Here is a 15300-nt window from a genome sequence, read left to right on the forward strand (position 1 = left end):
GGTTCGGCGCAAGTGGGAGACCATAGGATGATCGCATCCACCAGGGGAGGAGCCTCGGCGATATGACCGACACGAACGGTGCGAAGGGCGAACCTCGTCTGCATCACGAAGATGAGCAAGAGACGATCGTCCCCGCGGGTGGCGGCACGTTTGGCGTCGACGGCGATGCGTCGGGGTTCGGGCAGGATGCGGGGGCCGGCGCGGCTCGCGAGGATGAGGGTGCTTCGGATGCGACTGGGTCTGCCGGTGCGGGCTTGGCCAGTGGCGAACAGCCCGACAGCGACGATCCTGCGAATGCCGAGATCGATGCATCCGGCGCGGAAGCCGGTGGGGCCACGACCACCGCGAGATACGACAGCAATATCGACTTGAGCGGCATGGACCGCGATCTCGACGCGAACGGGAACGGCACGAACGCGGTGCCAGCCGAGGGTGGCACGTTCGGTGTGACGCACGATGCATCCGGATACCAGACCGCAACCGGGCACCCGAACGCTTCGCCCTATGGCGACGGCTTTGGCGCAGGTCCGGGTGCTCAAGGGAACGGCCAGTTCGGTGCATTTTCGCCGCCCGCGGAAACGCCCGCAATGGCGCCGCCGCAGTACGGCACGCAGGTGGATGCGCGTCCCCGGCCCACAAGCACCGATTACGTCGCCGCGGCGCTCGGAATTATCGCGCTGCTGCTCATGCTTCTGCCGTCGTTTGCATACATGGTCGGTGGCGTGCTCGGCGTCGTCGCGGTCGTGCTTGGCGGTATGCGCCTGCGCGGTCCTGGCCGGACGTACGCGTTGATCGCGGTCATCACCGGCTGCATCGCGGTCGCGATCGCCGTCGCGACCGCGCTGCTCGTCTACGTGTTCTAGCTGGATGCGCTCGCGGAGTATGTGGCGCCTCGCCCAGTGACTAGTGGCCCAGTGCCGCTAGCGCGCCGTGATGAACGGGAATGTCGCCACAGCGTCTATTCCCGTACTGGCCGTGCAGCGGCGTACGGAAGCGAGCCAAGTGTTCCGTACGCTATCCGCGTACATACTGCCCCGCTTTGAGTGGCAGCATCAGCCTTCGACACATAGACTCGAGTTAGCACCCTCAGGGTGAGAGTGCTAACTTTTGAACTTACACACAGAGTTACGCCTAGAAAGAGGTCAACAGTGTCGGTGAACATCCAGCCGCTCGAAGATCGCATTGTCATCCAGCAGGTCCAGGCAGAACAGACCACTGCTTCTGGTCTTGTCATCCCGGACACCGCTGCAGAGAAGCCCCAGGAGGGCGAAGTTGTCGCAGTCGGCCCCGGCCGCTTCGACGAAGACGGCGACCGCATCCCCATGGACGTTGCGGTAGGCGACAAGGTCATCTACTCGAAGTACGGCGGCACCGAGGTGAAGTACGGCGGCAACGAGTACCTCATCCTCTCGGCACGCGACGTGCTCGCAAAGGTTCTCTAAACCTTTCGTGATTCTTGCAGCGGGCTCCGACTCCGGTCGGGGCCCGCGGCATTTTCCGTCGCCGTTGCCAGGGTGCGGCACTTGCGATCGCGGGTGTTCCGTTCGCGAACCATTCGCAAGTAGCAGTGACTCTTTGCGATCGTGACGAGCCATGTTGTCTGAACACCCTGGTTCGTCACGATCACACTGGCTCGCGGATCCGTGGCCCTGGCTCGGGGATCCGTGGCCCTGGTCCGTGGCGCATGGAACCTGTCACACGTAATCGCAGCCTGGCGTTGGCGCAGGGGTTGCGTTTTACCCACCCGGCGTCTGTGGCCCTTGCCGTTAGCGCTCGTTGGGGCCGGTACTTCGGCATGGGGCAGCGTTATCTGCAATGGCTCGCTGTGGTTGGTGCAAGGGTTGCGCGTACCTACCCCTCATCCGCGGCCGTGCCGTCGCGTCGAGGCCCCGGCAGCGCCGCGCATCCAGGAAAATAGGCCGCCGCTACGCGCGCTCGGCGAGGAGCGCGACCCGGCGATCTCCGACGCGCGTGCAGATCAGTGTGGCGGATGCATCCCCCTTGAGCGCGAGCTGCTTGCGGAAGGCCGCGGGGTCGAGATCGACGCCGCGCACCTTGATCTCGAGCGTGCCGATGCCGCGGGCCTTCAGCTCGCGCTTCAAAACCTGCTTGTCCAGCTTGAACTGCTCGAGCACCCGGAACGACTGAGCGAAGGGCGACGTCGCCGACTCGTCCGTCGTGATCCACGCGATCTCGGGCGCAATCATCCGCCCGCCGAGCTGCCGCGCGAGATCGCCGATGAACCGCGCCCTGATAATCGCGGGATCGGGCTCGTGGAGCCATTCGCCCAGGTCGCCGACCGGCGCATCGACCGCTTCGTCGGCGGATGTGCGAGCCGACAGCTCGTTGCTCTTGCCATCGCGGATGCTCAGCACCGACCTGCGGACACCCTCGCGTGCCGCTGGCCCCAGCCACACCGCGCACTCGACAAGCTCGCCGCCTACCGACACCCACTGTGCCTCACCATCATCCGGGAGCAACTCATGGGGGATCGCGGGGCCGAGCTTCACGCCAACCGCCCGCGCCGCATCCTCACCCATGGTGCCGAACGCGAAATCGAGCGAAGGCGACCAGTCGGCGGGGTCGGCGAGGCGGCGGGATGCGCCGTGTTCCGTCGAACCCTCGCGCGCGGTGCGCCGGGCCGGGTCGAGGAACACGCCGTCAAACTCGGCGAGATCGATGTCCTCGGCGCGGGCGTGGCGTACCTCGGCGTTCGGGAAAGGGGCGAGGTTGTGTGTCGCGATCGCGGCGGTGACCTCATCCATCTCGACCGCGACGACGTCGAAGCCGAGCGCGGCGAACGTCATCGCATCCGCCCCGATGCCGCAGCCGAGATCGGCGATGCGGCGGACCTCCGCGGCGCGAAAACGGTTGCCGTGGTGCGCCGCGACCTGCAGCCGCGTGGCCTGGGCCAGTCCGTCCTCGGTGAAGAGCATCCGGCCCGCGAAGTCACCGAACTTGGCCTTAGCCTTTCGCCGCAGCTTGAGCTGAGTGAGGATTGCGGCGCTGGTGCGCGCATCCACCCCCGCCTTGCGCAGGGAAGTGACTGCGCCGAGCGCGTCGCGAGTCGTGGCGAGATCTGCGAATTCGTCGAGTAGCCGCATTGTCTCGGAGGTGAGCAGGGCGGTCAAGTCTTCGCGATCCATGCGTCCTACGGTAGTCGGTGTGTACCCACCCACTAATCGCAGTTCGACACGGCGCTTCGCGCCTACTCACTGAGCGGGCACGCACGAAATATTCCCCGCGCATCCTCGCCCACAGCGTAATTGCGCTCGGGTGCCGAAATCTCAATCCGCGCGTAGGATGAATTACCCGCCGTTATTCGCAGGCGAACGCGGCCGCCGCGTGCTGCGCGAAACGGCCGGTCGTTTCTCCTGCGACGCTATCGCTGAATAAGCAATCGCCGAACAAGCTGAACAACTGGAGAACCCGTCAATATGACCGAGCACGACCCATTCGCGTTTACTGGACTCACCTACGACGACGTCCTGCTGCTGCCGGAAGAAACTGACGTCATCCCCTCCGAGGTCGACACGACTACGCAGCTCACCCGCAACATCTCGGTGAAGGTGCCCCTCATCTCCGCCGCCATGGACACCGTGACCGAATCCCGCATGGCCATCGCGATGGCCCGTCAGGGCGGTCTCGGCATCCTGCACCGCAACCTCTCGATCGATGACCAGGCCGCGATGGTCGACCGCGTCAAGCGTTCGGAATCCGGCATGGTCACCAACCCCATCACGACCTCGCCTGACGCGACCGTCGCCGAGGTGGATGCGGTGTGCGGCCAGTTCCGCATCTCCGGTCTGCCCGTGGTCGATGGTGCGGGCAAGCTCGTCGGCATCATCTCAAACCGCGACATGCGCTTCGTGCCCGACAGCGAGAAGGCAACCACGAAGGTGCACGAGGTAATGACCTCGGGCGACCTCGTGACGGGCCACGTCGGCATTACCGGCGAGGAGGCCTTTGCGCTCCTCGGCAAGCACCGCATCGAGAAGCTCCCGCTCGTTGATGACAACGGCATCCTGACCGGCCTCATCACGGTCAAGGACTTCGACAAGATCGACAAGTACCCGGACGCGACGAAGGACGAACAGGGTCGCCTCCGTGTCGGCGCCGCCATCGGCTTCTTCGGCGACGCATTCGACCGTGCCGTCGCGCTGCGCGACGCGGGCGTCGACGTGCTTGTCGTCGACACGGCCAACGGCCAGTCGCGCGGTGAGATCGACATGATCCGTCGCCTCAAGAGCGACCCGACCTTCGCCGGCGTCGACATCATCGGGGGCAACATCGCGACCCGCGAGGGCGCGGCGGCGCTCATCGAGGCCGGCGCGGATGCGGTGAAGGTCGGCGTTGGTCCCGGCTCGATTTGCACGACCCGTGTCGTTGCAGGTGTCGGCGTGCCGCAGATCACCGCGATCTACGAGGCATCCAAGGCCGCGCGCGGCACCGGGGTGCCGATCATCGCCGACGGTGGTCTGCAGCACTCGGGCGACATCGCGAAGGCGCTCGTCGCTGGCGCCGACTCGGTGATGCTCGGCTCGCTGCTCGCGGGCACGGACGAGTCGCCCGGTGACCTCATCTTCGTCAACGGCAAGCAGTTCAAGCAGTACCGCGGCATGGGCTCGCTCGGCGCGCTGCAGACCCGCGGCAAGAAGACGTCCTACTCGCGCGACCGCTACTTCCAGGCGGATGTGCCGAGCGACGACGACCTGATCGCCGAGGGCATTGAGGGCAAGGTGCAGTACCGCGGCACCGTGCGCCAGAACGTGTTCCAGCTCACCGGCGGCCTGCACCAGTCGATGTTCTATGTCGGCGCACGCACCGTCCCCGAGCTGAAGTCGCGCGGCCGCTTCGTGCGTATCACGCCCGCCGGCCTCAAGGAATCGCACCCGCACGATGTCCAGATGGTCGTCGAGGCGCCGAACTACCGCAAGTAGTTGTGGTGGATGCGCTGCTCACCGTGGCAGCGCATCCTCTCTGGCCGCTGCGCATCCTCGACCAGCCGCTGCGACAGCTTCCCATTGCCGGTAGCGCTCTCCCTTGTTCGAGTACGGGCAATGGTAAGCGCTACCGGCAATGGTGCTTTTCCGGGGGTTGCAGGTAGCGCTCATGATGGCCGAAGCACCGGCCAGTGCGGGCGTTACCGGCAAGGGCGATGATCTTGGCGACCGCCGCAGCACCCCGTCGCAGCAGGCCGGAGAACCAGCGGAAACGCAAAACGGCGGGCTAGCGCCGAAGCGCTGACCCGCCGTTTCACAGGGCGAGCAAACCTACGCGAGCTGGCTCAGGATGCTGTTGAACGCATCCGACGGACGCATCACGGCCGAGACCTTGTCGGCGTCGGGGCGGTAGTAGCCGCCGAGGTCGACGGCAGGACCCTGCAGCGACACGAGCTCCGCGTCGATCGCCGCAAGCTGCGAGGCGAACTCCGAAGCAACCGGCTTGAACGCCGCAGCGAGCTCCGCATCCTCGGTCTGCGACGCGAGGGCCTCGGCCCAGTACGCCGCGATGTAGAGGTGCGAGCCGCGGTTGTCGATCTCGCCGGTCTTGCGCGAGGGCGACTTGTCCTCGTCGAGCAGGCGCTCGGTGGCCTGGTCGAGCGCAGCGGCGAGAACCGCGGCGCGCGCGTTGTCGTTCGTCGTTGCCTCGTGGCGGAAGGACTCTGCGAGCGCGAGGAACTCACCGAGCGAGTCCCAGCGCAGGTGGTTCTCTTCGACGAGCTGCTGCACGTGCTTCGGGGCCGAACCGCCAGCGCCGGTCTCGAAGAGGCCGCCACCGTTCATGAGCGGCACAACCGAGAGCATCTTCGCCGAGGTGCCAACCTCGAGGATGGGGAAGAGGTCAGTGAGGTAGTCGCGCAGCACGTTGCCGGTCACCGAGATGGTGTCCTCGCCGCGGCGGATGCGCTCCACCGAGAACTTCGTGGCCTCGATCGGGGAGAGGATGCGGATGTCCAGGCCCTCGGTGTCGTGGTCGCCGAGGTACTCGTTCACCTTCGCGATGAGGTTGCGGTCGTGCGCGCGGGACTCGTCGAGCCAGAACACGGCCGGCTGGCCCGAGACACGGGCGCGGGTGACAGCGAGCTTGACCCAGTCGCGGATCGGCGCATCCTTGGCCTGGCAGGCGCGCCAGATGTCGCCAGCCTCGACGTCGTGCGAGATGAGCACCTCGCCAGCCGCGTTGACGACCTCGACGCGACCCGACGCATCCAACTGGAAGGTCTTGTCGTGCGAGCCGTATTCTTCGGCCTTCTGCGCCATGAGGCCGACGTTCGCGACCGAGCCCATCGTGGTGGGGTCGTATGCGCCGTTCGCCTTGCAGTCGTCGATGACGGCCTGGTAGACGCCCGAGTAGCTCGAGTCGGGGAGCACGGCGAGAGTGTCGTCTTCCTCACCCTTCGGGCCCCACATGTGGCCGCCGATGCGGATCATCGCGGGCATCGAGGCGTCGACGATGACGTCGCTCGGGACGTGGAGGTTCGTGATGCCCTTGTCGGAGTTCACCATTGCGAGGCGCGGGCCTTCGGCGTAGCCCTGCTCGATCGCGGCGAGGATGCCGTCGCGCTCGGGGAGGTTCTCGGCACCGGCGATGATCGCGGCGAGGCCGTTGTTTTCCGAGAGGCCCGCGGCATCGAGGACGTCACCGTACTGCTCGAAGAGCGCCGGGAAGAAGGCACGCACGACGCGGCCGAAGATGATCGGATCGGAGACCTTCATCATGGTCGCCTTGAGGTGCGTCGAGAACAGCACGTCGTCGGCCTTCGCGGCAGCGATCTGCTCGGCGAGGAACTTGTCGAGGGCGGCGGCGCGCAGCACGGTGCCGTCGATGACCTCGTCCGCAAGCACCTTGAGGCCGTCCTTCAGGATGCGGGTCTCACCGTCGGTGACGAAGCGGATCGTGAGGGTGTCGTCAGCAGGCATCACGACCGACTGCTCGTTCGCGCGAAAGTCGTCGGCCGACATGGTCGCGACGCGGGTCTTCGACGCAGCGGTCCATTCACCCATCGAGTGCGGGTGCTTGCGGGCGTAGTTCTTCACCGCGATCGGAGCGCGGCGGTCCGAGTTGCCCTCGCGCAGGACGGGGTTTACGGCCGACCCCTTGATCTTGTCGTAGCGTGCGCGCACATCGGCAGCTTCGGCGTCGTCGTCTTCGGGGTAGTTCGGGATGTCGTACCCCAGCGCCTGCAGCTCGGCGATGGCGGCCTTGAGCTGGGGGACCGAAGCCGAGATGTTCGGGAGCTTGATGATGTTCGCCTCGGGAGCCTTCGCGAGTTCGCCGAGCTCGGCGAGGGCGTCGCCTACGCGCTGCTCCTCGGTGAGGTTCTCGGGGAAGGTTGCCAGGATGCGGCCGGCGAGCGAGATGTCGCGGGTCTCGACTTCAACGCCTGCCTTGGCGGCGTATGCCTGAACGATGGGGAGGAAGGAGTATGTCGCGAGGAGGGGTGCCTCGTCGGTGTGCGTGTAGATGATCTTCGCCATGCGCGGAAACTCCGTAATCAAGTGGGTTTCGGGTCGATGCCCTTGGTCGAGATATCTCGATGTCGAGATAACCTCATCATCCTACCGAAGTCGGGTAATGGGATGCGAGGGGGTCTGATTCGCAAGCTCCTCGCTATGCTTCATCGAGCGCGAAAAGCGAGAGTGTGAAGTCGAGGCCCAATGTCGAACCCGTTTGCGAACCCCAAGTCGGCCGGCTGGTATGCCGACCCGATTAGGCCGGGCGTCGAGCGCTACTTTGACGGCGTCGCGTGGTCGGGTGAAGCGCGCGACACGAACGGTCCGGGCGAGGGCGGTCAAGTGGATGCGCGCAGTCGTCGCGCTGGATCGTCGCGGGATGCGCGTGGCCCAGTCGCGGAAGATCGCGCGCCCTATCGACGACCAGAGAATGAGTTCTCGCTCGGGGTGGATTCCTCTTTGGGTGTGGATTCCTCATTGGGTATTGACGCGCCGCTTCGTGCCGGGCCTTCGCTCGGGGTCGAGCCCGTTCGGCCGCTCGGGGCTGAGCCCGCGATCGATGTCGCGCACGAATCTCTCTTTGTCACGGCGGAAGCCATGGACCCCGCAAGGGCACCGGCCCGGCAGCCGCATCAGCAACAGCCACCGCATTCAGAACAACCGCAGCCGCAATCGCAACAGGTGCAACAGCGGCAGCCGCAACAACAACAGCAGCAACCGCAATCGCAACGGGTGCAACCGCAGCAACCGCAAACCCCGCCGAATGCCTACCAGCAGCGGCAAGGGGATCGGGCCGCGCGCCGAGCCACCGTCGAGGAAGCCCGCCGAAAGGCGCAGGAGGAGACACAAGCCAAACTTGAGCAGGCGAAAGCATCAGCAGGCAGTGTTGCGAAGCCGGTGGTCAAGAAAACAGGCACCGGATGCTTGTGGATCTTTTGGATGCTCGTCATGGCCTTCATCCTCTGGGCAATCTTCTCGGGCGGATCAGACTCGGACGACGCAGGCGATTCCAATTCATCCGTAATCGACACGAACTCCTCGAGCAGCGACACTGCATCCGGCGCCGAGAGCGAGAACCCGGAGGAAGTCGCACAGTATTACCTCGACGCGGAGGCCGTTGTGGCTGCCGTTGACGGCTCCGGCATCGACTGGCAAGAACAGGCCGTCGAGAAGGCGCAGTCATACATCGACAGTCTGGACTTGAGCGGCCAAGAACTATACGACCAGCTCGAATATGAACAGTTCACACCCGAACAGATTGAGTATGCGCTCAACCAAGTCGACGGATAACGGCTGATCATGCGCATATCCCACCCGACACGGGTGGCGCGTATTGAGAGGAGCAAGGCGCATCCCGCACCATGTGCGCGGCGTACGACTCTGGCACGAAATCGGGGCAATACCACCGTAGGCGGTGGTTCGGCTTTCGCCCGATCGGTAGTATTCACCGTGTTAGGGAGTGGCGAGTTGATCGGCACTGATACTTCGATTGGGGTCGAGATTGAGCAATTCGTGGCAAAACCCGCCGTCCGCAGGGTGGTACCCAGACTCGCAGAACCCGAGCCAGGAACAGTACTTCGACGGCGTCACCTGGACCTCGAACTTCCGTCCTGTCGCTGGCGCTGACGGCGCTCAGTACGGCGCCGGTGATGCGCCGACCCAGCAGTATGGCGCGGGTCAGGCGGGTGCCGAGCACGATTCGCAAGGCTCGTACGGCGGTGGCCAGTACGGTGCGGACCAATCGGGTGCAGGGGATGCACCGACTCAGCAGTACGGAGCCGGCCAGTATGGCGCAGGCCAGTACGGCAGCGATCAGTACGGCAGCGATCAGTACGGCGGGAGCGCAGGTGACGCCCCGACTCAGCAATACGGCGCCGGCCAATACGGCGGCGACCAGTATGGCTCGGGCGCGGGTGACGCCCCGACTCAGCAGTACGGCGCCGGCCAATTCGGCAGCGACCAATACGGTGCCGGCCAGTACGGCTCGGGTGACGCCCCGACCCAGGCATTTGGCGCATCCGACGCCCCGACTCAGCAGTATGGAGCTGGCGACTACAGCGCCTCGCAGCCGGACGGCTCAGGACAGTACGTCTCGGGCGCATCGGATGCGGGCGGGTACGACGCAGGCCAGCCAGGCCAATACGGCTCGGGACCGCATGGGGCACAGGATGCGCCGACGCAGCAGTTTGGGGCATCCCCCTACGGCGCGACCGGACAGTACGGCAGCGACCAGTACGGCGGGCAGCAAGGCGGCGACCAATACGGCAGCGACCAGTACGGCACTGGCCAGTACGGCACCCCGCCGAGCACGAACGCCGGAGGCAGTTACGGCGCGGGCGGCTACGGCGGCGGCCAGTACGGTCAGGGCGATCCAAACCAGGACCCGGACGCGGCGGCCAAGAAGAAGAAAAAGATCCTCGCGTGGTCGATCGGTGGCGGCGCGCTGGCAATCGTCCTCATTGTCGGCGCAATTTTCCTGACGACCTCCCGAGGCGGACCGGACGAGACGGATGCGCCGATCGCCGAGGAGCCGACTACGGAACCGACGGACCAGCCTGCGGAACCTACGCAGCAGCCAGCGGAGCCAACGCAGGATTCGGGCAACTCGGGGTCCGGCTCTGGCACCGCCGAGCAGCAAGACGCGCTCGATTCGGCGGAGGATTACATCAATGCGATGGCCTTCTCCCGAGACGGTCTAATCGACCAGCTCGAGTACGAGGGGTACTCGACCGATGACGCCACGTGGGCAGTCGACCAGCTCAACGTTGATTGGGACGAGCAGGCAGTGCTGTATGCCGAGCAGCTCATCGACTACGGCACGGGCTATTCCGAGAAGGGTCTCGTCAGCTCGCTCGTATCGACCGGGTTCACGAGTGACCAGGCGAACAACGCCGTCGGATCGCTTGACGTGGACTGGAGCGAGCAGGCCGTCCTGTCGGCAGAGTCAAGCCTCGAATACGGCAGCGGCTATTCCGAGAAGGGCCTAATTGAGATGCTTACCTACAGCGAGTTCTCGACCGAGGACGCCGAAGCGGCGGTCGCGTCGCTCGACGTGGACTGGAATGACCAGGCGGTGCAATCGGCGGAAAGCTACATGCGGGCGATTCCCGACATGACGGAAGACGAACTGTACGACCAGTTGATCTACGAGGACTTCACGCCGGAGCAAGCACAGCACGGCGTCGACAGCGTCGACTTCAAGTAGGCGGATGCGCGCTGGGGCTACCAGCCGCGCCGCCACATCCTGAGGCCAGCCAGCCAGCCAGCCAACCAACCGGACACCAGGCGGTCTCCCACAGCTACGCAAGATCGAAGCTGCGGGAGACCGCCTTTCGCCATTCCCGACGAAGCCGTGCCCGTTCATCCGGTGACATCGCGGGTTCAAAGCGACGATCCTCGCGCCACAGCGCGCGCAGCGCATCCAGATCGGCCCAGAACCCGACCGCGAGTCCGGCGGCGAAGGCCGCGCCGAGCGCGGTCGTCTCGGTGATGACGGGACGCACCACGGGCACGCCGAGCACATCCGCTTGAAACTGCATCAGCGCGTCGTTTACCGTCATCCCACCGTCGACGCGCAGCTCCGTGAGGGGCTCATCCGCATCCGCGTTGCACGCCTCGAGGACGTCCGCCGACTGAAATGCCGTGGACTCGAGCGCAGCACGGGCGATGTGACCCTTGGTGATGTAGCGGGTGAGGCCCACGATGACGCCGCGCGCATCCGGCCGCCACCACGGCGCGTAGAGACCGGAAAAGGCGGGCACGATATAGCAGCCGCCATTGTCGTCGACGGATGCGGCGAGCGGTTCGATTTCGGCCGAGGTCGAGATGAGGCCGAGGTTGTCGCGCAGCCACTGCACGAGCGAGCCCGTGACGGCAATCGATCCCTCGAGCGCGTAGTGGGTTGCGCCGTCGCCGAGCTTGTACGCGACCGTCGTGAGTAGCCCATGTGAGCTCAATACCGGTTCGGTGCCAGTGCCGTACACGAGGAACGAGCCCGTGCCGTACGTGTTTTTCGCTTCGCCCTCGTCAAACGCGGCCTGGCCGAACGTGGCGGCCTGCTGGTCGCCGAGGATGCCCGCGACAGGCACGCCAGCGATCGGCGTCCACTCGGCGCAGTGGCCGTACACCTCGCTCGATGAGCGGATCTCGGGGAGGGATGCTCGCGGAATCCCGAAGGCGGCGAGGAGTTCCGCATCCCACTCGCACGAGTCCAGCCGCATGAGCAGGCTGCGGGATGCGTTGGTCACGTCCGTGACATGCACCCCGCCCTTCGGGCCGCCTGTGAGCTGCCACGTGAGCCAGGTGTCGACGGTGCCGAAGAGGACCTCGCCTGCATTGGCGCGCTCGCGGAGGCCCTCGACGTTTTCGAGGAGCCACGCGATCTTCGTCGCCGTGAAGTAGGCGTTGAGGGGGAGGCCCGTGCGCTCGCGAAACTGGTCGACGCCGCCGTGTTCGGCGATGCGGTCCACGATGCCCTGCGTGCGCGTGTCTTGCCAGACGATCGCGGGATGCAGGGGGCGGCCGGTCTTGCGATCCCAACAGACCGTCGTCTCGCGTTGATTGGTGATGCCGACCGCCGCGATATCCGCGGGGGTGAGCTGCGCATCCGCGAGCACGAGGCCGATGCAGTTGCGGGCGTTGCGCCAGATTTCGGTGGCATCGTGCTCGACCCAGCCCGGCTGCGGGAAGGACTGGCGGTGCTCGCGCTGCGCGGTCGCCACGATGCGGCCGTCGCGGTCGAAGATGATCGCGCGCGTTGAGGTCGTGCCCTGGTCGAGGGCAAGGATGTGGTCGGCCACGGTGCCTCGCAAGGTTGTCGCTGGTTGAGTAGAGCCCGCAGGGTCGTGCTCGCTGGTTGAGTAGAGCCCGCAGGGCTCGTATCGAAACTAGCGGAATCGTGGTCCAATTCGCCGCATCCCGCCCGCATCCCGACCGCATCCCGCCCGCGCGCATTGCAGGTAGCGCGCATCCCGCCCGGAGTACGGGCAAGGGGTGGCGATAGCGGCAATGGGTCGGTGCGCTATCGGCAAGGGCCACAGATACCGGCAATCCGCGCACGGCGAGTGGCCAACACGGCCCGGTCGGCGCATCCAGTCAGAGACCGATAGGCTTAGCGGGTGACTGAATTTGAGATTGGCCGTGCCAAGCGCGCGCGACAGGTGTATTCGCTCGACGACGTTGCCATCATTCCTTCGCGACGCACTCGGGACCCCGAGGATGTGTCGACGACGTGGAAGATCGACGCGTTCGAGTTCCCGACGCCGCTCGTCGCCGCACCGATGGACTCTGTGATGAGCCCAAGCACGGTCATCGAATTCGGCAAGCTTGGTGGCCTCGGGGTCCTCGACCTCGAGGGCCTGTGGACGCGCTACGAAGACCCAGAGCCCCTGCTCGCGGAGATCGCAGACCTGCCCGCGGCCCAGGCGACCACGCGCATCCAGGAGATCTATCGCGAGCCGATTAAGGGCGAGCTCATCAAGGCCCGTTTGCAGGAGATCCGCGACGCGGGCGTTGTCGTCGCGGGCGCGCTCTCGCCGCAGCGGACGCAAGACCACTACGAGGATGTGCTCGCCGCTGGCGCCGACATCTTCGTGATCCGCGGCTCGACGGTGTCGGCCGAGCACGTCTCGGAGAACCGCGAGCCCCTCAACCTCAAGAAGTTCATCTACGAACTCGACACCCCCGTCATTGTCGGCGGTGCCGCGAGCTACACCTCGGCGCTGCACCTCATGCGCACCGGCGCGGCCGGCGTGCTGGTCGGCTTCGGCGGCGGCGCGGCCTCGACCACCCGTCGCGTGCTCGGCATCCAGGCACCGATCGCGACGGCCATCGCGGATGTTGCTGGCGCGCGCCGCGACTACATGGACGAGTCGGGCGGCCGCTACGTGCACGTGATCCCGGACGGCGGCTTCGGTACGTCGGGCGACATCGTCAAGGCCCTCGCACTCGGTGCGGATGCGGTCATGCTCGGGGCAGCGCTCGCCCGCGCGAACAACGCTCCCGGCCGCGGCTGGCACTGGGGCGCGGAGGCACGGCACTCGAAGCTGCCGCGCGGCAACCGCGTCGAGATCGGCCAGGTTGGCACGCTCGAGGAAATCGTGCAGGGCCCCGCCCGTCAGGCCGACGGCACCGAGAACCTCATGGGCGCGCTGCGCTACGCGATGGCGACGACCGGTTATACCGACCTGAAGTCATTCCAGAAGTCGAACATCGCCGTCATCCCCAGCAGCGCGCAGTAACTTCGCTCCACGCCGGCCCGGCCGGTTCCCCAACAACCCCAGGAAACGTATTGCTCAAGACCATGGTGAAGCCGAAATGGCTTGCCCTCCTTGTTGGTGCGCTCTTGGTGGTCGTCGCCTTTTTGCTGCTCGGGCGCTGGCAGCTCAACGCCGCATTTGAGTCGTCGACCACCGCAGTCGACAGCGAGGCGTACGAACAGGTTGTGCCGCTCGGCGAACTCATCCAGCCCGCGCAGGGCGTGACCGATGAATCGGTCGCGCGCGCGATCTCGGTGTCGGGCTGGCTCGTGCCGGGCGACTTCGGCGTCGTGTCGAACCGCGTGCAGGATGGGGAGACGGGCTGGTGGGTCGTCGGCCACCTCGCCGTCGCGAACGACGGCGTCACCGAGTTTCAGGCGCAGCAGCCGGAGGTGACCGAGGAGTTCCAGGCGAGCTCCGACGCATCCTCGTACCCCGGTCTCGTGGTGGCGGTGGGCTGGGCCCCGACGGAATCCGAAGCCCTCGCGGCCGCCGACTCACTGGCCGCATCCACCCCGACGGTTGACGATACAACCGAGCCGGTCGAGTTCACCGGCAAACTCGAGGCGCTGCAGGAGCCGACCATCGACCGGGATACGGACAATCCCACCGCGGTGAACGCAATGGCGGTCGGCCAGCTCATTAACCTGTGGCAGGAACCCGCGGTGAGCTACTACTCCGGCTGGGGCCTGCTTCAGGAGGGCGTCGACCTGCCCGCCGGCCTGGAGCCAATTCACGTGGTCGCGATTGACGACAGCTTCCAGCTCGACCTGCTCAATATCTTCTACGCCATCGAGTGGCTCGTGTTCGCCGGTATGGCGATCTTCATCTGGTGGCGGCTCGTGCGCGACGACTACCTCGCCGAGCAGTCGCAGGACCCGGTCGCCGACCTTGCCGAAGAGATTCGCCGAGAGAAGCTGCGCGAGCTAGCCGCCGAACGCGAATCGGGCGCTGCCGCAGCCAGCCCGACCCCCGCATCCACCCCCGAACGAAACTGAGTGTGACGATGTCGAGAATCCCTCGCCCCGAAGAATTCCCCGGAATCCGCGCGCGGCTGCGCTTTTACAAGATCACCGCGTGGATCACCGGTATCTTGCTGCTCGCGCTCGTGGTCGAGATGGTGCTGAAGTACGCGTTCCACCTCGAAATCGAAATGTTCGGGCCGTTTGGCTTCTTCGCCCTTGTGCAGGAAGGCACCGTGACGGCGTTCAACCTGTCGCGCTGGATCCTGATCATTCACGGCTGGTTCTACGTCGTCTACCTGATCGCGGCCTACCTTGTGTGGCTCAAGATGCGGTGGGAGCTCATCTGGCTGCTCGCCATGGCGGGCGGTGGCGTCGTGCCGTTCCTGTCCTTCATCACCGAGTCCCTCATGCACAAGCGTGCGGTTCGCGAACTCGACCAGGCGCAGCAGTACTGGGATGAGCGCGAGGCCGAGGATGCGAAGCTCGCCGAGGTCGAGGGGTCGCTCAGCGACGAGCAGCGCGCCGAGCTTGATGCCGAGGTGGATGCGGAAGTGCGTCGCCGCGTCGAGGACCAGTAGCGGGGGCTATGCGGGACTCTGTACGCCGGGATCCCGGTGCACA

11 protein-coding genes are annotated in these 15300 nt (G+C 65.8%); 8 read left to right on the top strand and 3 right to left on the bottom strand.

Annotation, left to right across the window (positions count from 1 at the left end; genetic code table 11):
* Nucleotides 1-62 precede the first annotated feature (62 nt).
* The gene (locus tag GMOLON4_RS15380) at nucleotides 63-863 is read left to right on the top strand and encodes a hypothetical protein (protein ID WP_026935899.1); all 801 of its coding nucleotides are present in this window, start codon (nucleotides 63-65) and stop codon (nucleotides 861-863) included.
* A 285-nt stretch (nucleotides 864-1148) separates the two neighbouring features.
* Entirely contained in the window at nucleotides 1149-1442 is a 294-nt protein-coding gene (gene groES, locus GMOLON4_RS15385; protein ID WP_026935898.1) for a co-chaperone GroES, read from the top strand.
* A gap of 483 nt (nucleotides 1443-1925) precedes the next feature.
* Here groES and GMOLON4_RS15390 read toward each other — a convergent pair whose 3' ends face one another.
* The gene (locus GMOLON4_RS15390; protein ID WP_026935897.1) at nucleotides 1926-3146 is read right to left on the bottom strand and encodes a class I SAM-dependent methyltransferase; all 1221 of its coding nucleotides are present in this window, start codon (nucleotides 3144-3146) and stop codon (nucleotides 1926-1928) included.
* A gap of 291 nt (nucleotides 3147-3437) precedes the next feature.
* Between GMOLON4_RS15390 and guaB the strand changes: the two genes are divergently transcribed.
* On the top strand, nucleotides 3438-4940 hold the full coding sequence (guaB, locus tag GMOLON4_RS15395; protein ID WP_026935896.1) for an IMP dehydrogenase: 1503 nt from the start codon (nucleotides 3438-3440) through the stop codon (nucleotides 4938-4940).
* Between the two features lie 333 nt (nucleotides 4941-5273).
* Here the strand turns inward: guaB and GMOLON4_RS15400 are convergent, their stop codons facing one another.
* Entirely contained in the window at nucleotides 5274-7481 is a 2208-nt protein-coding gene (locus tag GMOLON4_RS15400; RefSeq protein WP_026935895.1) for an NADP-dependent isocitrate dehydrogenase, read from the bottom strand.
* A gap of 180 nt (nucleotides 7482-7661) precedes the next feature.
* Between GMOLON4_RS15400 and GMOLON4_RS15405 the strand changes: the two genes are divergently transcribed.
* Both GMOLON4_RS15405 and GMOLON4_RS15410 read left to right on the top strand, forming a co-directional pair.
* Nucleotides 7662-8747: an Ltp family lipoprotein gene (locus GMOLON4_RS15405; RefSeq protein WP_026935894.1), complete on the top strand. Its 1086-nt coding sequence runs from the start codon at nucleotides 7662-7664 to the stop codon at nucleotides 8745-8747.
* A gap of 211 nt (nucleotides 8748-8958) precedes the next feature.
* On the top strand, nucleotides 8959-10662 hold the full coding sequence (locus tag GMOLON4_RS15410) for an Ltp family lipoprotein (RefSeq protein ID WP_051266056.1): 1704 nt from the start codon (nucleotides 8959-8961) through the stop codon (nucleotides 10660-10662).
* A 94-nt stretch (nucleotides 10663-10756) separates the two neighbouring features.
* Here the strand turns inward: GMOLON4_RS15410 and glpK are convergent, their stop codons facing one another.
* The gene (gene glpK, locus GMOLON4_RS15415; RefSeq protein WP_026935893.1) at nucleotides 10757-12256 is read right to left on the bottom strand and encodes a glycerol kinase GlpK; all 1500 of its coding nucleotides are present in this window, start codon (nucleotides 12254-12256) and stop codon (nucleotides 10757-10759) included.
* 318 nt (nucleotides 12257-12574) lie between these two features.
* Between glpK and GMOLON4_RS15420 the strand changes: the two genes are divergently transcribed.
* The 3 genes from GMOLON4_RS15420 to GMOLON4_RS15430 are packed head-to-tail and all read left to right on the top strand — an operon-like array spanning nucleotide 12575 to nucleotide 15257.
* Nucleotides 12575-13696, top strand: coding sequence for a GuaB3 family IMP dehydrogenase-related protein (locus tag GMOLON4_RS15420; protein ID WP_026935892.1), 1122 nt, complete (start codon nucleotides 12575-12577; stop codon nucleotides 13694-13696).
* A 50-nt stretch (nucleotides 13697-13746) separates the two neighbouring features.
* Nucleotides 13747-14712, top strand: a complete 966-nt coding sequence (locus tag GMOLON4_RS15425) for an SURF1 family cytochrome oxidase biogenesis protein (RefSeq protein ID WP_026935891.1) — start codon at nucleotides 13747-13749, stop codon at nucleotides 14710-14712.
* A gap of 8 nt (nucleotides 14713-14720) precedes the next feature.
* Complete coding sequence (locus GMOLON4_RS15430) at nucleotides 14721-15257, top strand: DUF3817 domain-containing protein (RefSeq protein ID WP_084147320.1); 537 nt, start codon at nucleotides 14721-14723, stop codon at nucleotides 15255-15257.
* Nucleotides 15258-15300: the final 43 nt, after the last annotated feature.

It is taken from the genome of Gulosibacter molinativorax (assembly GCF_003010915.2).
Taxonomy (GTDB): domain Bacteria; phylum Actinomycetota; class Actinomycetes; order Actinomycetales; family Microbacteriaceae; genus Gulosibacter; species Gulosibacter molinativorax.

Bases quoted from the DNA above. Each gene is read 5' to 3' on its own strand.
- GMOLON4_RS15380 (WP_026935899.1), top strand. From the start codon at position 63: ATGACCGACACGAACGGTGCGAAGGGCGAACCTCGTCTGCATCACGAA.
- GMOLON4_RS15390 (WP_026935897.1), bottom strand. From the start codon at position 3,146: ATGGATCGCGAAGACTTGACCGCCCTGCTCACCTCCGAGACAATGCGG.
- guaB (WP_026935896.1), top strand. From the start codon at position 3,438: ATGACCGAGCACGACCCATTCGCGTTTACTGGACTCACCTACGACGAC.
- GMOLON4_RS15400 (WP_026935895.1), bottom strand. From the start codon at position 7,481: ATGGCGAAGATCATCTACACGCACACCGACGAGGCACCCCTCCTCGCG.
- GMOLON4_RS15405 (WP_026935894.1), top strand. From the start codon at position 7,662: ATGTCGAACCCGTTTGCGAACCCCAAGTCGGCCGGCTGGTATGCCGAC.
- GMOLON4_RS15430 (WP_084147320.1), top strand. From the start codon at position 14,721: ATGTCGAGAATCCCTCGCCCCGAAGAATTCCCCGGAATCCGCGCGCGG.